Origin of the sequence: Bradyrhizobium sp. RP6, from assembly GCF_003837805.1 — a bacterium.
In the GTDB taxonomy this organism is placed as follows: domain Bacteria; phylum Pseudomonadota; class Alphaproteobacteria; order Rhizobiales; family Xanthobacteraceae; genus Bradyrhizobium.
In genome coordinates this window covers 12,012-31,193 of the sequence record NZ_RQIT01000031.1, presented here as the reverse complement: position 1 = coordinate 31,193, position 19,182 = coordinate 12,012, and the positions used below count along the sequence as shown (strand labels likewise).

Below are 19,182 nucleotides of genomic sequence, written 5' to 3'. Positions count from 1 at the left end.
ATAGGCGATAAATAGTTCCGAATTGCGGTCTCGGCTCGCAGAGAAGCTAACGACCGAAATCACAGCCTGCCGAAGTTCGAAAGCAGTAAAGATGGCGTTTCGCGTGTTTGGCAGGATTGCCTATCAAGCGATAGCGCTCCAGGAGTTGATGGCCAATGACCACTGATGGCTTCCAGAAAATCGACACTGCGTACCCTGTTCAACAGATCCGAGGCAATTGTTCGCCCCACAGCCAGTCGACGACGCGTCGACCGCCGAAACCGGTGGTCATCTGCACAAACTTGTGATCGTCAGCCACCGCCTCACCAATATCAGCTGCATCGGTCGCGAGCGGGTGCGCTTTCATGGCAGCAAGCACGGCATCGGCCGAATCAGGCGCGACGATCGCAACCAGCTTGCCCTCGTTGGCGACATGGATCGGCTCGAGTCCAAGCAGCTCGCAAGTAGCCGCAACCGCAGGCTTCACAGGAATGGTTGATTCCTGCAGATGGAACCCAAGGTCGGATTGATGTGCAATCTCATTGAGAGCCGCAGCTAGCCCGCCGCGCGTGGGGTCGCGCATCACCCGGATGCCGCCACCGCCGGCGGCAATCATGACCGCTACGAGATTATGCAACGCTGCTGAGTCCGAGACGATTTCGGTCTGAAAAGCGACGTTCTGACGTTTTGACATGATCGCCACCCCATGGTCGCCGAGGCTTCCGGACACCAGCACACGATCCCCGACCCTTACCTTGTCGGCGGACAGATCCAGCCCATCGGCCACAAGCCCGATCCCGGCCACGGAGATGAACAGACCGTCTGCCTTGCCGCGCTCGACGACCTTGGTGTCCCCGGCAATGATGTAAACGCCGGCCCCGCGTGCTGCCGCGCCCATCGAATCCGCGATCGTCTTCAGATCCGAAAACCGGAAACCCTCCTCGATGATAAAGCTGGCTGACAGATAGAGGGGACGCGCACCGGACATCGCCACATCATTAATCGTGCCGTGCACAGCCAATGACCCGATATTACCGCCGGGAAAGAACAGTGGTGTAACCACATAGCCGTCGGTCGTCATCACCATTCTGCCTGCCGAAACGTCAAACGCCGACTGATCATTGCAGCGGGCGAGCCATTCATTACCGAAGGCTTGGTGAAAAAGGTCGGAGATCAGCTGTGCCATGGCACGGCCCCCAGATCCGTGGGAAAGTTCAACGCGCCCGTTCTTTACGTCGAGCTTGCGTGGATAGGCTTTCACGCTCATGACCTCTGCCTCACCCGTTCATCGCGAACTCGGCCATAGGTCCAGTACGCCGCGCAAGCCCCTTCTGATGACACCATGCAGGCCCCTATGGGCGTTTCCGGAGTGCAGATGTTTCCAAACAACTTGCAATCGACCGGCCGTTTGGCGCCACGCAGGATCGCACAGCACTCGCACGCCGGATTGTCTGCGACAGGCATGTCGTGGATCGCAAAACGCGTCTCGGCGTCGAATTTTGCATACGACCGCTTCAGCTTCAGTCCGCTGTTGGGTACGAGTCCAAGCCCCCGCCATTCAAACTGATCACGCAGTTCGAATACCTGCGACACCTCGCCCTTGGCGCGCCGATTGCCTTCGCGTGTCACTGCACGGCTGTATTGGTTTTCTACCTCATAGCGGTGTTGATTCACTTGCCGCACCAGCATCAATATAGCTTGCAGCACGTCGAGGGGTTCAAATCCCGCAACCACGATCGGCTTCTCGAACTGTTCTGCCAGCGGCTCGTAAGGCTGCGTACCGATAATGGTGCTGACATGTGCAGGCCCGATGAAGCCGTCAATTGGGACGCCGCCGGTGTTGCGGATCTTCGGGTTCTCGAGAATGCTGTGCATCGCAGAGGGTGTAAGCACGTGATTGCAGAACACGCTCAGGCCCTCCATCCGCTTGCTCTCGGCAATCCGGATCATGTTCGCCGTTGGGGGTGTCGTGGTCTCAAATCCGATGGCAAAGAAGACCACCTCGCGGCCCGGCATCTGTTCGGCGAGCCGGATAGCGTCGAGCGTCGAGTAGACCATCCGAATGTCAGCGCCCAGCGCTTTGGCTCGCAACAGGGACTGTCCTTGCGACCCGGGCGCGCGCATCAAGTCGCCGTAGACGCAGAGAGTGACCTCTGGTCGGTCGACGAGCCGGATCGCCATGTCGATTCGGCTTGCGGGCAGAACGCAGACGGGACAACCGGGGCCGTGGATCATCCGGACGTTCGCGGGCAGCAGATCCTCGAGGCCATAGCGGGAGATCGCATGAGTGTGTCCGCCGCAAAATTCCATGAACCGATAGGCTCTTTGCGAACTGACCTCAGCGTCAATCGCACGCGCAAGTCCCTGCGCGATGATCTTGTCGCGAAATTCATCAGAATATTTCATGACCGGCATTCCTGCGCGGCGCTGCCCAGCTCCTGCAGGAGCTCCAGCGTGCGTTTGGCTTCTGTCGGATCGATCTTGGCGAGCGCGTAGCCGACATGGACGAGGACGTAATCGCCGACATCGAGCTCGTCGACGAGGGCAATCGATATCTCCAGGCTGAGGCCATCGATCGACACGAGAGCCATGTCGTCGGGTAGAATTTTCGCGATCTTCGCCGGAACCGAAAGACACATGTCAGGCAGTTCCTCCCCTGGCGGACGACTGTTGAGCAATCTGTAGAGCGGCAATCCAGGCTTGACCAAGGCTCAAACCGCCATCACTGGGCGGCAGCCGCCGCGGCACCAACGGTGAAAGACCGGCAGCGCTGCAACCGCGCGGGATCTCGTCCGCCAGCACCGCGTTCAGGAAGCAGCCGCCGCTCAGAACGACGGTATTGACGCCGGTTGTCCGCGCGGCGCGCGTGACCCAGTCGACGCAGGCGGCGACGAAAGTGCCATGAAACAGCCCAGCTCCGCCTGCGGCATCGATGTCATCAGCAATCAACCGCGAAAATAGCGGACGAAGCGACAGCACGCCGCCATCGATCGTCCAGCCGGCTTCGAGAATCGCTGCCCGCCGCACCAGCGCTTCGAGCTTCATCGCTGCTTCGCCGTCATAGCTCTGCAAATGCGCAATCCCCAGCAGCGCCGCTGCTGCGTCGAACAACCGTCCCGCACTGGTCGTGGTGGTCCCGCCCGGCTGATCGAGCAAGTCCGACACACACCCGGCTTGCCGTTGCGCCGCAAAGCGCTGCCCGATTTCGTTACCCCTGCCGAGCCCGTGTAATACTGCGCCCGCCATGCGCCACGGCTCGCGGGCTGCACGATCTCCACCAGGCATCTGCATGGGCGCTAAGTGCCCGATGCGTCGGGACCACGTCCCTTCGCACAACAATAGTTCGCCACCCCAGTTACCGCCGTCGGAGCCGAAGCCATGGCCATCGAGCACCAGGGCAAGCGCTGGTCCCACATGGCCATGCTCGGCGATCACTGCGGCAGCGTGTGCGTGGTGATGCTGGACCGCGATCAGCGCGCGAGCATTTTCTTGCGCAAAGCGGGTAGAAGCCATATCGGGATGCAGATCATGGGCGAAAGCGACAGGTTCCACGTCAAGGCTCGATGTTAGGTGTCGGATCGTCCTCTCAAACGCACGGATGCCTTCGGCCGTATTTAGATCGCCAATATGCTGAGAGACGAACGCTTGGTTGTCCCGGGTGATGGTGACGGTCGATTTCAGTTCGCCGCCAACGGCGAGCACGGGCGGGACGGCTCTCGCAAGGCGGATCGGCTCGGGAACATAGCCACGGGCACGACGAAGGAATTGCGGCCGGCCAGCCACCACCGAAACCACGGAATCATCAGCACGCGTCAAGATATCGCGATCATGGGTCACGACAAGATCGGCGATTCCGTTGAGCCGCCGCAATGCCTGCGCGTTATCAATCAGCAGCGGTTCGCCGCAAATATTGGCACTGGTGGCCACGATGACGGGGCTAGACCCCGCACGTGTACCTGGCGAGCGAAGCGCATGGAAGATGAGGTGATGCAGCGGCAGTACGGGCAGCATGACACCCACTCGCGATAAACCAGGTGCTATGGCGGGCGCCAGATTGTTGCGTGATGGCAGGAGGACGATCGGACGTGCTACGGATTCTAGCAGCGCTAGCTCGGGCGCGTTCGCCGCCGCGATCTCGCTGACGCGCTCGACGGAATCGACCAAAACCGCGAACGGCTTCTGAAGGCGGTGCTTTCTCCTGCGCAAACGCTGCACGGCGTCCTGATTACGCGCATCGCAAAGAAGCTGGTATCCGCCCAGCCCCTTTATCGCCACGATCTGCCCCCGCGCGATTGCCGCGACAATATCGCTGATCCCATGGCTAAGCCGAGGACCGCATGCTGGGCACGCGATCGCCTCCGCGTGAAACCTGCGGCTTGCCGGATCGGCATAGTCAGCCGCGCACGCGGCGCACAAACTAAAAGCCCTCATCACAGTGTTGCGGCGATCGTACGGAAGCCGTTCGGCGATGGTGTAGCGTGGACCGCAATGGCAGCAACTGATGAAGGGATAAAGGTAATGCCGATTTTCTGGATCGAATAGCTCTTTGAGGCATTGCTGGCAGACCGCGGCGTCAGCGACGATCTGCGTTGACAATTTGCCGGCTTCGCTCGTCCCGATCGAAAAGCCCTTCGCCGCGAGCGCCGTAGTCTCGCGAACGCAGATGTCGACTATGCGTGCCAATGGAGGCGCCTCGAGCGGCAACGTGGCGACAAACTCCGAGGCACGGTGGCCCTCAACCTCGATGATGACGCCCTCAGGGCCATTGATGACAAACCCCGCCAATCCGTACCGAACGGCAAGTCCATAGACGTAAGGACGAAAGCCGACCCCTTGCACTGCCCCACTCACGACCACGCGCAGCCGTGTTCGGTCGCAGGTGGCTGCGGCGCTCATCGCCCTTTGTCCTCGAAGGCGCGCCTCTGACGGCCCGCCTGTCTATCGATCCAGGCGTAGAGCGCGGCAAAGCCTTCGCCAGTCCGAGCCGAAACTACAATCACGTCGATCTTTGGGTTGACCCGTCTGGCGTATTCGATGGCCTTGCCCACGTCGAATTCGAGCAGCGACGCTAGATCAATCTTGTTAATCACCATGAGCGACGAAGCGGCAAACACATCAGGATATTTGAGCGGCTTGTCTTCACCTTCAGTAATCGAGAACACTACGATCTTGCAGGTTTCGCCAAGATCGAAGGCAGCGGGACAGATCAGATTACCCACGTTCTCGATGAAGAGAATACCGCCCGAGAGCAGCGGCAGGCGGCGATAAGCGTCGCCAATCATTGCAGCGTCGAGATGACAATTCTTGCCGGTATTGATTTGAACGGCTGGCACGCCGGCGGCCTGAATACGTTTGGCATCGTTCGAGGTCTGCTGGTCCCCTTCGATGACCCCGACCCACCGGCTGCACTTGAGCTCGGACACCGCGCGGACGAGCAGTGTCGTTTTACCGGCACCGGGGCTGGACAAAAGATTAAATACAAGCAGGTCATCGGCTATGAAGAGCGCGCGATTGTTCGCCGCAATTCCATTATTCTTGTCCAGGATATCGCGCTCAATCTCAACGAGCCGCGTTCTGGTCATGCCACAGCCCCTCAAATCAGGCGGATCGACGCCGCTCGGAAGCGCCTGCGCGTTATGCGCCTGGTGATTGGCTGAGCGAGGACAGCGCTTATAGCGATCACCAGCGTGGTTTGACTGCGGCGGCCGTCGGTCGCCCGGCGGAAGGGCAGAATGGCAATCGCGATCGTCCTGAAGGGATCGCTCATGGCTCTCCGCATCATTCGCCTCGGCGCGTTTTGTGGACGGCGTCCCTTGGTGGCAGCCGCAAATGGTACACATCAATCGATCTCCAACTCTTTCACGCGCATCTGTTCGCCCGCGGTCACCTGCAAGTGATAGCTGCCGCAGCAAGGGCAGCACTCACCGCGCCGAGCAATTTCGACGCTCTTCGAACAGCTCATGCACCAGGCAACGCCGGGCAGTTCGACGATATTAAGAGCCGCGCCCTCGGCAACGGTCCGCGTTGCAGCGGCAGCAAAGCAGAACCTGATCGCTTCAGGCGCCGCATGACTCAGCGCTCCCATCTCCAGACAGATGCTCCGCACCCGCGAAGAGGATCGCTCGTGTACCTTCTCCTCGACGATCTGAATGATGCCAAGACAAATCGCCATTTCATGCATCGCGAACTTCGCTAAGGTTGAGGGTGAACGCGACGCACGGATCGAGCGATGCAATCACCGCATGGACTGCATCTTCGCGTCTTCGAGCCGTCAGCACCGCGCCTTGCAGGTTCCGAACAAGCGGTCCGCGCCGGTGGAAATTCCACTCCGTCGGCGCAAGGAATTCGAAGCGGGATATTCTGCCCTGAGCATCGAGTTCAACCGCGTGGTAGAGACGGCCCCTGGCGCATTCGACCGCGGCCGCTGCACGGCGCGGCCCTAGCTTATATCTTTCGATAATCCCATGCTCCGCGGCTCCAATCTGAGCGCCGGCCTTGAGCCAGGCACATAGCCGCAGGATTTCATTAAGTCTGGCCATCAGCCGCTCGGCCGCACCGAAGGGTCCCAGCGGGACCCCATCCCGGCTGATCTGGCGCGCCCATGGACCCGTCTCGGGCACATGTCCGTCAACATCGGGAGAATAGCAGAACGTCGAGTCATCCCCGAGCAGCCGTTTCGTGATGTTGGGGTCGTCAGCAACAGACAAGAATGAGTGCCCCGCCGGAATTGACTTCACGTCGACGTCATTAAGCGCCGTAACGCGAAGCGCCAGCGGGCTACCAGACCTCAGCGCCTCCCCCTCATATAGACCGAGCGCGGCCAGCGCAGCGACAATCCGCGCGGTCGCTTCGCGTTGAGCGGAGCTCCAGGTTGGCTGTGCGGAGCGGACAAACGCTGACAATTCCGACATCAGGGAGCGGATTGCCGCCGCACTGGCGACATCTAACGTAAGATGTCCGACAAAAAGGCTCCGTGCCAAATCCGCGATGCGCTCAGTAACGATAAGTGCAATACGCTGCTGCCTTGTTGCGCGGGTGATCACTTCGTCGCGGGCCGTCTCGATGGCAGACAATAATGCAGTTTGCTGCGCAGCGACACACAACGCGAAAAGCCGCGGCAGCACGTTGAGCACTGTCGAGGGCTCCTTTCCGGCGAACGCGCGCGCCAGCGGCGGCCGGACTCGCGGCAGGATCTCGACCGAGGCGACTACGTCGGCAGCTAGCAATATGCGTACATCGATTTTGTTGCGGGCAACAAGGCTCATGCGCAACACTCCGCCATCGTCCCGCGCAAGCTATAGTCCATGCGCATGCGCCGTCTGCGGGATCGCACCCGATGCGCCGACGTCTTCATGTGAAATACGCCTCGATAATTTCCTGCATGCGCTCGGCTGAGTCCTGGAAATCCTCATCAGCAGCCAACGCAACAATCGGCACGCCGCCGACCTCCAGCGTATCAAGGATGATGTCGTCCGTAGAATTGAAGAACTGCACGGACCAGACATTCCTGATCCCGGTCGCCTGCACTCGGCAGGTGCTGTAGCCGTGCAACATGAGTTGGACCGGTCCATTGCCGAAGCTTTGCTGTAGGAATGCCAAGTCGATAATGCTCATTGGCAGTGACGTCAGATTGATGACATAGGCGTGCATGCCTAATCGCCAGACCCTCGCCCGCTCGCGTATTTCGGCCAGCACCGGTTGAACGTTCATCGCGCCATTCGGCGGCGTGCGGATCACAAGATCGGCGGACGTCAAGTCAGTTGCGGCACGCCGCACAATCTGCGGAATCGACCCGACCTCAACATATTCATGCGCAGGCTCCGCGCCGATGCGCACGCGCCAGATTCCCGCGAGCACGGACTCCCGGATTTGCGCCAAAGAGCCATCTGGCAGCGCAACCACGCCGGCCACCTCACCTTCTCCGAGCAATTCGTCAATCAACTTGCGTTCGCCATCGCTGAGATTTGCGAGCCCGTAAAGTTGTGTCCGAGCACCGCTTCTCTGACCGCGAACGGCAGCAGCGGCGTTTGCTAACAGCAAGGTGGCGTTCGGATAGTTCCTTCCACGCTCGTCCGCATCGCCCCAGGCGCGGCGGGCGAGCACACTCATGGGGCCGGTATGGAATACATCGAGACTCGCAGGGCCAGTGGCGAGGTCGCTCGTCGCCCGCTCAGCGCCGCCGGATACAGTGGGGATCGCCGTTTTCATGATGCGATGTTCCACTGCCTGTACCGAGAGGCAATGCACTTGCCGACCCAAGTGCTGGCGGCGTGTGCCCGAATGATCGGTACGGAGATGCGGTTGATCGCGAGCAAACGGCCCGATCTCTTGCCGACCAGGCAGAGTTCATCGTGCCTAGCGCATAGGCTCGGCGTCGACGGTCTACGTCGGCCGAGCCTGCCGACTCGTGTGCCATTAACGATGCGGGACACCACTGCGCCTTGCGTGCCTTGTCGAAACTTCTTGACAACTTTAGGAAGGAAGAACGCGAGCTGGATGATCCGGAGTTCGGCCGCGGACAGCGGCATCACAGTCACCGTCGCTTGAGCGTGCACGGCTAGGCGCGCATCGACGCTGACGCCCTCCACGTCGAACGGAGGGGGTCGCGCTGAACCATGCTGCTCCGGCTGCAATTTCATCAGACGCCTTTCTCATATTGTTCGCTTCTGCTAGCAGGCGGTTAGCAAGGCGCATGCCAATCATGCTCTGGCCGCAACTCGCGCTCGGAGCAACGGCGAAACGCCTGATATTTTCCAGGCAAACGTTACGTGCGATTGGAATTCGAATTGTGAGATCCCTTCAGTCGGCGCAAGTGAGCGGAACGGCTAGCGTAAGTGCTCCGGCAATTGTGGCTCGTGACCGATCAAGTCCGCAAAGAATCGATCGATGTCCTGGCCGTTGAGGCTGGCCTCAAGCCCGTCAAGTGCTTCCGAGATCAGCCTTGCTTCATTGTCGTCCAAAACCCGCACCGCGCTGTCGATATGAACGAGCACCTTGGCGCCGACCGGTACATCGGCGAGCAGCATGACCGAGACGCGCCGCTGTTCATTGCCATACTCGCACAGCGCCGTGATACCGTCGGTCTCGGCAATCGTCATTGGCAAGCCAAGGCACATTGTCAGTCTCAGGCCGCTAGACGGGCTGCGCCCTCATCTCATAATTCGCATGGTCAATATTGTTCGCCAACAGCCGTTCTGATGCAGGCAGCGGCGCGCCCCGCGGTTTTGCCGGCGAGCCCCACTGCGCTAGGAGCTTACAAGCCAGTTCAATCGCAGGCCCAATCTGAAAGCGCACCGGCGCGGTCAGAGGACCGCCCCAAGTCTCCAGGTCCAGTGGCTGACAGCCGATGAGAGCGAGCTCTCGCGGGCGGCGGCCAAGAAAATCGGCCGCGCTCAAGACCTCCTGAAAACCGGTCTGATGCAGGCTCACTTTCTTGGCACCAGTAAACTTTGGCACTTCGTCATCTCGTACAAGCTCCAACTGGCCGGGCGGCAATCCATAGTCGATGGCATCGAACACGACCACGCAATCGGCCTGTTCAAGAAAACTGACGAGGTAGAGTCCCTGGGTGCCGCCATCGAGGACGGTGACATTATTATCGACGGCGTAGCGGCTATGAAGCTCTTCGACCACTCGCACGCCGAAGCCCTCATCGGCCCACAAGATATTGCCGATGCCGAGCACGAGGATTCGTTTTTTGTCTTTCGGATTGAGCATTCGCTTCCCGGTCAATCGCCAAACCCGCGCTCAGCCGATCTTTTTGGAAAAGAAGCTGCGCCGCGATATGATGTCTTCCCGGATCACCGCGTAGATGTGGACCAGCGCAAACATCACGATGACCCACAGGCCGAGATGATGCAAGGTGTGGACGTCCTGACTGTTCGGCCAGATTGAAAACAGCCAGCCGAACACCTTGTACTGCCAGCTGTCAGTACCGGCACCTTGCCCATAAAGTGCAAAGCCAGTGACGACCATGAACGTGATCGTCTGTGTAAACATGAAGAACATTGCGAGCTGAGCAAGGCGATCGTGCCCGGGGCGCCTGTCAGGATCCCCTGTAAGGAACGCATACCAGAGTATCTCCTGATACACCTCCCGCCAGAAGCACCCGCGCCAGAGCGGCACGCAAAAGATCTGGATGGCATGCGCATTTCCCATCAAGGCCCAGTAGATGCGCAGAAGAAAGCCAACGCTGGCCACATATCCCGCCGCGAAATGGGCAAAGCGGATATAGCCGAACAGGAAATTGCCGCTTGCCTCTCCCTTCATCGCTGGTGTGCCGGTCCCAATAAGGTAGCCGGTTAAACTTAGTACCAGAATGGCCGCCGCGTTAGCCCAATGCCACAGTCGCACCGGCGCATAAACGTGGGCGACGCCACCGCCAATGCTGCGATCAGTCGGTGCCGCATCGTCGGCGGTGAGGAGCTTCCCCCTATCCAGCATGGACCTAACGCACTTTAACTGAAGCCATTTCTTGGCCCTCAGGACTCATCACGTGGGTCGAGCAAGCCAAGCACGGGTCAAAGGAATGGATCGTGCGCAAGATCTCCAGGGGCCGCTGCGGATCGGCCATCGGGGTACCGATCAGCGAAGCTTCAAAAGCGCCAATATTGCCTTTGGAATCCCGAGGAGAACCGTTCCACGTCGTCGGAACGACACATTGATAATTGTCGATCTTAGCGTCCTTGATCTTGATCCAGTGGCCGAGTGCACCGCGAGGCGCCTCAGTGAACCCGTAACCCTTGGCCTCCTTACGCCAGCTTTCCGGGCGCCACCTGCTAACGTCGGCAGTTGCCGTATTGCCTGCCTTGAGCTGGACTACGAGCTTATCCTGAAAATAACGCATCTGATGCGCCGCCCACTGGCATTCGAGCGCCCGCGCCGCTGTACGGCCAAGGGTCGAGAACAGCGCAGTCAGAGGCAGATTGAGCCGCTTGAGCAGTCTCTCGGCGGGATCCTTGAACTCGGCTTTCCCTTGCGCATAACCAATGATGTATCGCGCCAACGGCCCGACCTCGACGGCGTGGCCGCGCCAGCGCGGCGCTTTGATCCAGGAATACTTGCCGCCTTCGTCGAGTTCCTTGATATCTGTCTTGCTGCCTTTGAATTCTGGCCCCAGTTTAAAACTCGGCTCGGTAATGCCGTCCCAGGGATGCAGCCCACCGCAATCGCTGGGGTATTTATACCATGAATGCGCGACGAATTCCTGGATCTGCTCGGGATCACCATGGTCGATCGGCAGTATCTCCTTGAGATTGCCATTAAGAATGACCCCGCGCGGCAGCTTGAGACTTTTCGCAGAACAGTCATTGGCGTTTTCGGGGATGTCGCCATAGGACATCACGCTTTTGCTCGAAAGACCACCGCCGTGGAGCCAGTCCTTATAGAACGAGCAGATTGCAGCAATGTCGGGTAGATAGACCTGCTCGACAAACTCGATCGAGCGGGCGATGATCGAGGACACGATATTCAGTCGTTCCATATTGATCGCGCCCACCGCACCGATTCTGTCGATGTTGATCGCGCAGGGTACGCCGCCGACCAGCCAGTTCGGATGCGGGTTCTTGCCACCATAGATAGCTTGGATCTTGACAATCTCCTTCTGGAAGTCGAGCGCTTCCATATAATGAGCTACCGCCATCAGGTTTGCTTCCGGTGGTAGCTTGTAGGCCGGATGCCCCCAATAGCCATTCTTGAACGGACCGAGTTGCCCTGACCCGAAGAATTTGTTGAGCCGGATCTGAAAATCTCTGAAATAGCCGGGGGATGACAGCGGCCAAGGCGAGATAGACTGCGCCAGTGCGGAGGTCGACTTGGGATCGGCGTTGAGCGCGGAAACCACGTCGACCCAATCCAACGCATGCAAGTGATAGAAATGTACGAGGTGATCATGCACGAGCAAGCACAACTGCATGATGTTACGGATCGAATTGGCATTCTCCGGAATCACGATTCCTAGTGCATTTTCAACCGCGCGCACGGAGGCGAGCGCATGGGTGCCGGTGCAGACCCCGCAGATCCGCTCGGTGAACGCCCAGGCGTCGCGCGGATCGCGCCCGCGCAGGATGACTTCGATGCCACGCCACATTGTCCCGCTTGAGACCGCATTGCGGATTACATTGTCGGAATCGAGATTGGCTTCGACGCGCAGGTGGCCTTCGATCCGCGTCAGCGGATCGATGACGATTCGCCTGCCGGAACGATCGAGACTGAACCCGTTCGGCGTCTGGACGGCCACCGTCGTATCTCCTCAACTCGGTTTGCCTTTACCGGCCGCGCGATCCGGCTTGTGGGTCAACCGCTTCACGGCGGTGACCGCCGCATGGGCAGCAACCGTTAGCCCGAGCACCCCGGCAGCGGCCATGCCGATCTTGTCGGCGTTCTCCTCAATGCCGAACTGCTTGATGGTTGTAAGTCGGTCGTAAAATGACCCTTTGTCCCAGAAGCCGTCCTCAGAACAGCCGAGGCAGCCGTGACCGGATTGAACGGGAAATGAAACGCCGCCGTTCCACCGAACGGCCGAACAGGCATTGTAGGTGGTTGGCCCCTTGCAGCCCATCTTGTACAGGCAATAGCCCTTGCGGGCGTACCTATCGTCCCACTCTTCGACGAATTGGCCAGCGTCGAAATGGGAACGCCGATAGCACTTGTCGTGAATGCGCTCGGAATAAAACATACTTGGACGTCCTTGGCGATCGAGCTCCGGAAGCTTTCCGAACGTGACGATGAACGTCACGAGACCACTCATGATCTCTGCGATAGGAGGACACCCGGGCACCTTGATGATGGGCTTGTCGGTGATCACCTTATCGATTGGCGCCGCGCCAGTCGGATTGGGCTTGGCCGCTTGCACGCATCCCCAGGACGCACACGTGCCCCAAGCGATGATTGCCATGGCCCCTTCTGCCATCCACCTGAGCTTCTCAACGAACGGTTTGCCGCCGTCAATGCAGAACATGCCACCCTCCTTCAACGGCGGATTGCCTTCGACTGCGAGCACATACCTGCCTTTGTACTTGGCACGGGTTTCTTCCAGGATGGCCTCAGCCTGGTGTCCAGCCGCCGCCATGATCGTATCGTCATAGTCGAGCGAAATCATCGACAGCAGCGCGTCTTTAATCAAGGGATGGGCCGAGCGGATAAAGCTTTCCGAGCAACAGGTACACTCGAGCCCGTGCAACCAGATGACGGGCACACGCGGTTTGGTTTCGAGGGCATGGGCAATATTGCTTGCGGTGAGCGAACCAAGTCCCAAGCTCGCGGCCGTCACACTACAGAATTTGTGGAAACTACGGCGCGTGATACCCTGACGTCTGATCACGCTGTAGAACGTTTCCGTTGCATCATCCATGAAACCTTCCAAGTGAGTAGTCGTGGCCGTTACGAATTACTGACGTTTAGCAAGAACCAGGCCAGCGAAGCGAAACACTTAAGACATCAAGCGACCGCCGAAATTTGCGCAATTGTGAACCCGGCCACGTGCCAGCCCCTTTGCCATGGATCTGTCATGCTGATGGTGTTCAGTTTTGAAGATGTGAGCACTTGAACAAATCAGCAGGAAGGTTCACCACTGCACGGGGACTAACCTACAATCGCGACACTCGTCAGCCCGATTGTCGAATAGAATTGGCGCAGTGGACGGGCACCGCACTGCCCGCTCCCAATCAGGCCTGCCGATTGCTGACCAACGAGGCGTTCAAGCTCTCATGATCGCGACTGCACAGGCAGCCCGTCCAAAAGCGGCCGTCGAGCGAGGAAGAGAGGCCGCAATGGACCGAGCCGCGATGCGCCCCGCTGACGTTGCTTTGGGAGCTGGTCAACTCGATCTGATTTTGGTAAAAGCGCCTCCTCGCACCTCATCGCAACGGCGCTGTGGGCAAGAGACCGGACGTTTAATATCATCTAGGAGCGTTCATCGCACAAGCCAATCGGTGGCAAGGCGCGACGTCGCGGCGCATCGCGACACTCACCCGCTTGCAGGAGCTTCTTCGCGACAGCGGAGGCGATCGTGTCTTGAAGCATTGGTGCGATCCATCCGACGCGGATAGAAGGCAACGGCGCCTACATTCAGTCGACATCGATCCGTATTAGCAACACTGCCTGTCTGCTACCCAAAACGGATCATCGAGCTTTTCGAGGGAAAGTGAAATCATCGGAGTATCGCGGCATAGACGATATACTGGACTTGTTCGCGGTAGTACTTCCGGATTTCCCCGGGCGCCGCCGTTCCGACCACCACGACCAGACGCTCTTTTGGGTCGCAGAAAAATTGTGTGCCGTAGGCGCCGGTCCAGGTGAACTCTCCTGGATTGCCCGGAACCGCTGAAAGCCCCCCGGCTAGCCGTACAGCCACTCCAAGCCCGAACCCGAAGCCGGCACGGTGCGCTTCCACATTGGCGACTTTATTTTGATTCCTGGCCCGAGGTGGTTGGAGATCATGTGGCGCACCGTCCTCGGACCAAGAATCCGCTGCCCATCGAGCTCCCCGCCGTTGAGCAGCATTTGTCCAAAGCGCACGTAGTCACCGACTGTCGCAAATGCGCATGCTCCCCCGCGGTCAAACTTCGTCTGGCTTTCGAGGAGTTCGATGTCTTGCGGCTTTCCCGTCAGCGGGTCCTCCGAAAAATGGACGCGCGAGGCGCTCGCGTTGCCATTCCGACAAACGGAAAGTGGCATCTTGTATTTTGATGGGCTTCCATAGATTGCGGATGAGATAGTCGCCCAATCGCTGTTCGCTGACCCTGTTCAATGACAGCTCCCAGCACATCGGTCGAGAAGCCGTATTCGAATTCCGTCCCCGGTTGGTGCGCTAGCGGCAGCTTGGTAATCGCTTCGATGAAAGCCTGCTTATCGCCCCTTAGGGGCGGGTCGGCGAAACCGGGATAGAGACGCGCCACTTGGTCTGAGCTGTCGGGCGCACCGTAGGTGAGTCCGGTTGTGTGGCGATAAAGATCGTGGATGTAGATCGCAGAACTCTGCGTTTGAAATATTAATGATCCGTCATGCTGTGGCACTGCCACCTTCATGTTTGCGAATTCCGGGTAGTAATCCGTAAGCTTGGCGTGTAGAGGAAGGCGACCTTCCTCCATAAGGATGAGCCCAGCAACGGCCACCATCGGTTTGGTCATAGAAGCAAGCGCGAAGAGCGCATCGAGCCGCATCGGGCTTCCTTTTACGGGGTCGAGTTGGCCGTACGCTTTGTAGTGAATCAGCTTGCCGTCTCTCGCGATTGCAATCACCGCGCCCGGCACGCGTTTGCTTGCAATCTCGCGAGCGAAGAACTCGTCTAGCTTGGCAAGGCGCTGCTGAGAAACGCCGACCTCATCGGCCGCTGCTTCGGGCAGAGGCGCGGAGTGCACCGAATTGAGAGCGAATGCAGCAGCTGCCGTGGCTATAGCAAGCTTGTTCATTGTACCCTCGGAAGGATGGATGGGCCCAGTTTGCAAGACTGCCGCCCGCATTAGGATGTCGGGCGGCAGTCCTAAGACGATTAGGTGCCCCTCCTGGCACAGTGTCTGTCGATGAGCGCTAAAGTGAAGATTGTCGTAAAGGCGAACATCACCATACCACCAGCAATCACACTTGCCTCACGCCAGCGCGACGCTTGGACGTAGTCTACGACGTAGGCCGACAACACCTTAGTGCGCCCAGGAATATTGCCGCCGATCATCATCACGACGCCGAATGTGCCGATCGTATGAGAAAAGCCAACCACGGCGGCTTTAACAAATTCCAATCGCGCCAGTGGCGCGGTGATGGGGATGAAGGCATACAACGGCGAAACGCGCCCGGTCGTCTCCAAGGGGAAATCGCCTATCGCAACAAAGGCGTTACGGATCGGCTACACGACTAACGGCAGCGCCGAGAGGACCGATCCGACCACGATTCCGGCGAAAGTAAAGGCCAGCGTGCGCTCGCCCCAGAAAGAGGCGAGAACGCCACCCGGTCCGTGGGGGCCGAGCAAAACGAGGACGCAAAAGCCGAGAGCCGTTGGCGGCAGCACCAGCGGCAGGGCGATCAACGTGGCCACCGCCTCGCTCGCAAAGGTCTTTGAGCGCGCTAGCCACCAAGCCAGGGGCACACCAATCAAGAGAAGGATCACGGTCGTCAAGCTGGCGAGCTCAATCGTGAGCGCAAGGGATTGCGAAATCTCTGCCCAAACCACATCCATCTGCGTCAGCCCGCCAGGGAGCGCGGGCCGACGTATCCTGACAGTGATGGCCTGCACGTGCGGCTCACGCGGCGCGGTGGCGCGAATCGCCCGTTGGTCGCGCGGCAGCTCGTGGCGGCCGCCAAATTCACGCGCTTCGTTTGTGCAAGCAAGAGCGGCATTGCAAGCCTCATCGACAACTCCTGTGGCAGGTCCGCTTCGGTTCATATGACGGCGGCAACTTCTCATTTGTCATCAGCAATTCCTGTGCCGGGTACGAACAGTGGCAGCTCTATGCTCAGCGAGAGAAATTCGCGTGGACGGCGACGTCACTTTGGAGTGGACCTAACACTCTGTTAGGTTTCCGGCACCTTTGTTTCCGAGCAGACAGCGACGGCCCTGCAAGGAAGCGTTAGAAATTGTCAGCCGAAGAGATCCCTGTGTGGTTGGTCGACGGCTCGCCGCGCCGGTAGTGGAGCGGACCGCAGGAAGCCCGTCGTTTGGCAGCAACAGGAACGGGTAGCCGATAACTCGTTGTAAGCTGCTTCTGCGACGGCGCAAAAGGCGCGAGGGGCCGTGAGCGAAGCCGGCCTCGTGACCGCCCTGGCCAATGCGGATCGTCAGCACAGGCCTGGAGACAAACGCCCCCGTGCACATCGAGCTTTGCCGGTAGTTCCTACATCAATGGCTTTTACGAACAATCTTGTTTTCCAAGCCGCGCTTCCATCCGGCAAATGCGTGCAATCCAAACTATCGATTTTACCGATGCCACGTGTTGTTGCATCGATCTCAGCACTGTGTGCATATCGAGCACGCTAAGGCTCCCAGTCGAGACGTAACTCCGCCAATGCGCGCTACGCTGCAATTATTTTTTCGACCTTGCGAATGCGGTCCGCGCTCGACTCAGCCAATCCCGCCCAGGCAGACGACTTGTCCACGACTGATCAATCGGCCGCCGCTTAGGCATCTGGTGCATATCTTGCTTAACGAGAATGGACAACGTAACTACACGCCTGCCTTTGGAAGGACGCGCCGGCTCCCGGAACCGTCTTCAATCGGACACGGCTAAAATGATGAGTCTCGTATGACGCTGCCGCCTCTGAAGCGCGGCGGCTCACATTCGAGTATATTCGGGAAGGAAGCGTCATGACCACCATGGCAACTGCGGCGCCTGCACGCGCGTCGCAAGCTTGGTATAAGATACTCTACGTTCAGGTGCTGATCGCGATCTTTATGGGCGCCGTGGTCGGCTGCCTCTGGCCATCTCTAGCCACCAACGACTGGATTAAGGCCCTCGGTGACGGGTTCATCAAGCTCATCAAGATGGTGATCGCGCCGATTATTTTCTGCACCGTCACATCTGGTATTGCGCATATTCAGGATGCGAAGAAAGTGGGGTGCGTCGGCGTGAAGGCGCTGTTCTATTTCGAGATCGTGTCCAGCTTTGCCTTGCTGTTGGGCCTTGTTATGGGCAATCTCGTCCAAATCGGCCATGGCCTTGCGGTCAAGCCGGATGCTGCGGCGGTCGCCAATTACGTCAAGCAGGCGGAAGCTTCGAAGACCGTCGACTTTTTTCTCAACATCATTCCCGATAGCGTGGTCGGCGCCTTCGCTCGCGGGGATGTTCTGCAGGTTCTACTGTTCGCGATCCTTTTCGGCTTTTCTCTGATGGCTCTGGGAAAACGTGGGGAGCGGCTGCGCGGCATGATTGACGACGTCGCGCACGCAGTGTTCGGCGTAATCGCTATTGTAATGAAAGCGGCCCCGGTCGGCGCCTTCGGCGCCATGGCGTTCACGGTCGGCAAGTTTGGGCCGGCAGCACTCGGTAATTTGATCGGTCTGATCGCGCTGTTTTACGCAACAGCCGCGCTGTTTGTTGTGGTGGTGCTCGGCCTGATCGCGCGCCTCGTCGGTTTTTCGATTTTCAAGTTTCTTGTCTATATCAAAGACGAGATTCTGATCGTGCTCGGTACGTCATCCTCCGAAAGCGCGCTGCCGCAATTGATGGAGAAGCTCGAGCGGCTGGGCTGCTCGAAGACGGTCGTCGGACTGGTGGTGCCAACTGGCTATTCCTTCAACCTCGACGGCACCAACATCTACATGACACTTGCAACCTTGTTCATTGCCCAGGCACTCGGGGTCGATCTCTCCTTTAACCAGCAGCTCACGATCTTGCTCGTGGCAATGCTAACGTCGAAGGGAGCGAGCGGCGTCACCGGCGCTGGCTTCATCACCCTCGCTGCGACATTGTCGGTGGTAAACCCAGCGCTTGTGCCGGGCATGGCAATCGTATTTTCGATCGACAAGTTCATGAGCGAGGTGCGCGCCCTGACGAACATCATCGGCAATGGCATCGCAGCCGTGTTCGTATCCTGGTGGGAAGACGAGCTAGAGCACGGAACGCTGCAGGCTCGGCTCAACCAGCCCACAGTTTCGACCACTATCGACCCTACAAGCACAATGAAGTAGGTCCCGGATCTTAACCGCCACCATCCGAACACGAATTGAATGCAAGAGACACATTTCTCGTACTTCGAATCGGCCAAGCCGACTTAAGGCGAGCCGGCACTGTCTCGTGCGCTCTCCAGTGCACAGCTCTTGCTCCGCGTCGCCGCCAGGCAGCTGCCCCTGAAAAGCACGCGATCAAAGAACTAGGGGCTTCTTCAAGGCGCCTCCTTGGGTGGTCACGGCTACCGTCCATCTGAATGCGGCGAGTCGTCCACACCGTCGGTTCGGTGTCATGTCGGCGCTCGATTCCACCGAAACCAATTGGAGACGACTCCTCCGCAGCTAGGCGTGATGGCCTAATCGCCAGGTGGTTCGCGCAACTTGGCCTTCCTGTCTCGGCACATGAACGTTGCGCTTTCCTCCGCAGAACCGACTGTGCCGGCGAGATGAGTGGTTCGCCCGCTTGTTTCTGTTCGTTGCCGGTCCGGAGACCCGCCTGATCGTTTCGCTTCAACCTCTCGGCTGAACAAAAACCGCTGTCCTCGTCCGCGGGCGTAAAGGGGGTGCATCGGCTCGCAGGCTCGAGCGACTGCCGGCAAGGCTAT

16 protein-coding genes and 2 pseudogenes are annotated in these 19,182 nt (G+C 59.0%); 1 reads left to right on the top strand and 17 read right to left on the bottom strand.

Annotated elements, in window-relative coordinates:
- Positions 1 to 199 precede the first annotated feature (199 nt).
- The 17 genes and pseudogenes from hypE to EHH60_RS33695 form a co-directional block, all read right to left on the bottom strand.
- The gene (hypE, locus tag EHH60_RS33775) at positions 200 to 1,246 is read right to left on the bottom strand and encodes a hydrogenase expression/formation protein HypE (protein ID WP_124163599.1); all 1,047 of its coding nucleotides are present in this window, start codon (positions 1,244 to 1,246) and stop codon (positions 200 to 202) included.
- Positions 1,243 to 2,385, bottom strand: coding sequence for a hydrogenase formation protein HypD (hypD, locus tag EHH60_RS33770; protein ID WP_199752373.1), 1,143 nt, complete (start codon positions 2,383 to 2,385; stop codon positions 1,243 to 1,245). Before hypD ends, hypE begins: the two co-directional genes overlap by 4 nt.
- On the bottom strand, positions 2,382 to 2,618 hold the full coding sequence (locus EHH60_RS33765; protein WP_074448267.1) for a HypC/HybG/HupF family hydrogenase formation chaperone: 237 nt from the start codon (positions 2,616 to 2,618) through the stop codon (positions 2,382 to 2,384). The genes hypD and EHH60_RS33765 overlap by 4 nt, the downstream gene beginning before the upstream one ends.
- A 1-nt stretch (position 2,619) precedes the next feature.
- Positions 2,620 to 4,875 carry a carbamoyltransferase HypF gene (hypF, locus tag EHH60_RS33760; RefSeq protein ID WP_036031286.1) on the bottom strand — a complete coding sequence of 752 codons (2,256 nt, stop codon included), beginning with the start codon at positions 4,873 to 4,875 and terminating at the stop codon, positions 2,620 to 2,622.
- On the bottom strand, positions 4,872 to 5,561 hold the full coding sequence (gene hypB / locus EHH60_RS33755; protein WP_124163597.1) for a hydrogenase nickel incorporation protein HypB: 690 nt from the start codon (positions 5,559 to 5,561) through the stop codon (positions 4,872 to 4,874). The genes hypF and hypB overlap by 4 nt, the downstream gene beginning before the upstream one ends.
- 11 nt (positions 5,562 to 5,572) lie before the next feature.
- A complete protein-coding gene (locus EHH60_RS38885) occupies positions 5,573 to 5,746 on the bottom strand; it encodes a hypothetical protein (protein WP_158626803.1) in 174 nt (57 codons plus the stop codon).
- Positions 5,747 to 5,818: 72 nt separating this feature from the next.
- Complete coding sequence (gene hypA, locus EHH60_RS33750) at positions 5,819 to 6,160, bottom strand: hydrogenase maturation nickel metallochaperone HypA (protein ID WP_036031281.1); 342 nt, start codon at positions 6,158 to 6,160, stop codon at positions 5,819 to 5,821.
- The gene (locus EHH60_RS37295; RefSeq protein WP_158626802.1) at positions 6,153 to 7,244 is read right to left on the bottom strand and encodes a hypothetical protein; all 1,092 of its coding nucleotides are present in this window, start codon (positions 7,242 to 7,244) and stop codon (positions 6,153 to 6,155) included. The genes hypA and EHH60_RS37295 overlap by 8 nt, the downstream gene beginning before the upstream one ends.
- Positions 7,245 to 7,329: 85 nt before the next feature.
- On the bottom strand, positions 7,330 to 8,187 hold the full coding sequence (locus EHH60_RS33735; protein WP_199752371.1) for a hydrogenase expression/formation protein: 858 nt from the start codon (positions 8,185 to 8,187) through the stop codon (positions 7,330 to 7,332).
- Positions 8,184 to 8,618, bottom strand: coding sequence for a hypothetical protein (locus tag EHH60_RS33730; protein ID WP_036031275.1), 435 nt, complete (start codon positions 8,616 to 8,618; stop codon positions 8,184 to 8,186). The genes EHH60_RS33735 and EHH60_RS33730 overlap by 4 nt, the downstream gene beginning before the upstream one ends.
- 186 nt (positions 8,619 to 8,804) lie before the next feature.
- Positions 8,805 to 9,095 (bottom strand): HypC/HybG/HupF family hydrogenase formation chaperone, encoded by a 291-nt coding sequence (locus EHH60_RS33725; protein WP_036031272.1) that lies wholly within the window; start codon positions 9,093 to 9,095, stop codon positions 8,805 to 8,807.
- A 16-nt stretch (positions 9,096 to 9,111) separates the two neighbouring features.
- Positions 9,112 to 9,696, bottom strand: a complete 585-nt coding sequence (locus tag EHH60_RS33720; RefSeq protein ID WP_124163595.1) for a HyaD/HybD family hydrogenase maturation endopeptidase — start codon at positions 9,694 to 9,696, stop codon at positions 9,112 to 9,114.
- Between the two features lie 30 nt (positions 9,697 to 9,726).
- Positions 9,727 to 10,422: a Ni/Fe-hydrogenase, b-type cytochrome subunit gene (gene cybH / locus EHH60_RS33715; RefSeq protein ID WP_199752369.1), complete on the bottom strand. Its 696-nt coding sequence runs from the start codon at positions 10,420 to 10,422 to the stop codon at positions 9,727 to 9,729.
- A 4-nt stretch (positions 10,423 to 10,426) separates the two neighbouring features.
- Positions 10,427 to 12,217, bottom strand: coding sequence for a nickel-dependent hydrogenase large subunit (locus EHH60_RS33710; RefSeq protein ID WP_124163593.1), 1,791 nt, complete (start codon positions 12,215 to 12,217; stop codon positions 10,427 to 10,429).
- 12 nt (positions 12,218 to 12,229) lie between these two features.
- Complete coding sequence (locus EHH60_RS33705; protein WP_124163592.1) at positions 12,230 to 13,330, bottom strand: hydrogenase small subunit; 1,101 nt, start codon at positions 13,328 to 13,330, stop codon at positions 12,230 to 12,232.
- Positions 13,331 to 14,128: 798 nt separating this feature from the next.
- Positions 14,129 to 15,389 (bottom strand): annotated as a pseudogene (locus EHH60_RS38725) (serine hydrolase domain-containing protein).
- Positions 15,390 to 15,469: 80 nt separating this feature from the next.
- Positions 15,470 to 16,150 (bottom strand): annotated as a pseudogene (locus tag EHH60_RS33695) (molybdate ABC transporter permease subunit).
- Positions 16,151 to 17,275: 1,125 nt separating this feature from the next.
- Here EHH60_RS33695 and dctA point away from each other — a divergent pair.
- On the top strand, positions 17,276 to 18,598 hold the full coding sequence (dctA, locus tag EHH60_RS33690; protein ID WP_050996256.1) for a C4-dicarboxylate transporter DctA: 1,323 nt from the start codon (positions 17,276 to 17,278) through the stop codon (positions 18,596 to 18,598).
- The last annotated feature ends 584 nt before the right edge of the window (positions 18,599 to 19,182 follow it).

Excerpts from the sequence above, each read along its gene's own strand:
- hypE (WP_124163599.1), bottom strand. The coding sequence starts at position 1,246 with ATGAGCGTGAAAGCCTATCCACGCAAGCTCGACGTAAAGAACGGGCGC.
- hypD (WP_199752373.1), bottom strand. The coding sequence starts at position 2,385 with ATGAAATATTCTGATGAATTTCGCGACAAGATCATCGCGCAGGGACTT.
- EHH60_RS33765 (WP_074448267.1), bottom strand. The coding sequence starts at position 2,618 with ATGTGTCTTTCGGTTCCGGCGAAGATCGCGAAAATTCTACCCGACGAC.
- hypF (WP_036031286.1), bottom strand. The coding sequence starts at position 4,875 with ATGAGCGCCGCAGCCACCTGCGACCGAACACGGCTGCGCGTGGTCGTG.
- hypB (WP_124163597.1), bottom strand. The coding sequence starts at position 5,561 with ATGACCAGAACGCGGCTCGTTGAGATTGAGCGCGATATCCTGGACAAG.
- EHH60_RS38885 (WP_158626803.1), bottom strand. The coding sequence starts at position 5,746 with ATGAGCGATCCCTTCAGGACGATCGCGATTGCCATTCTGCCCTTCCGC.
- hypA (WP_036031281.1), bottom strand. The coding sequence starts at position 6,160 with ATGCATGAAATGGCGATTTGTCTTGGCATCATTCAGATCGTCGAGGAG.
- EHH60_RS37295 (WP_158626802.1), bottom strand. The coding sequence starts at position 7,244 with ATGAGCCTTGTTGCCCGCAACAAAATCGATGTACGCATATTGCTAGCT.
- EHH60_RS33735 (WP_199752371.1), bottom strand. The coding sequence starts at position 8,187 with ATGAAAACGGCGATCCCCACTGTATCCGGCGGCGCTGAGCGGGCGACG.
- EHH60_RS33730 (WP_036031275.1), bottom strand. The coding sequence starts at position 8,618 with ATGAAATTGCAGCCGGAGCAGCATGGTTCAGCGCGACCCCCTCCGTTC.
- EHH60_RS33725 (WP_036031272.1), bottom strand. The coding sequence starts at position 9,095 with ATGTGCCTTGGCTTGCCAATGACGATTGCCGAGACCGACGGTATCACG.
- EHH60_RS33720 (WP_124163595.1), bottom strand. The coding sequence starts at position 9,696 with ATGCTCAATCCGAAAGACAAAAAACGAATCCTCGTGCTCGGCATCGGC.
- cybH (WP_199752369.1), bottom strand. The coding sequence starts at position 10,422 with ATGCTGGATAGGGGGAAGCTCCTCACCGCCGACGATGCGGCACCGACT.
- EHH60_RS33705 (WP_124163592.1), bottom strand. The coding sequence starts at position 13,330 with ATGGATGATGCAACGGAAACGTTCTACAGCGTGATCAGACGTCAGGGT.
- dctA (WP_050996256.1), top strand. The coding sequence starts at position 17,276 with ATGACCACCATGGCAACTGCGGCGCCTGCACGCGCGTCGCAAGCTTGG.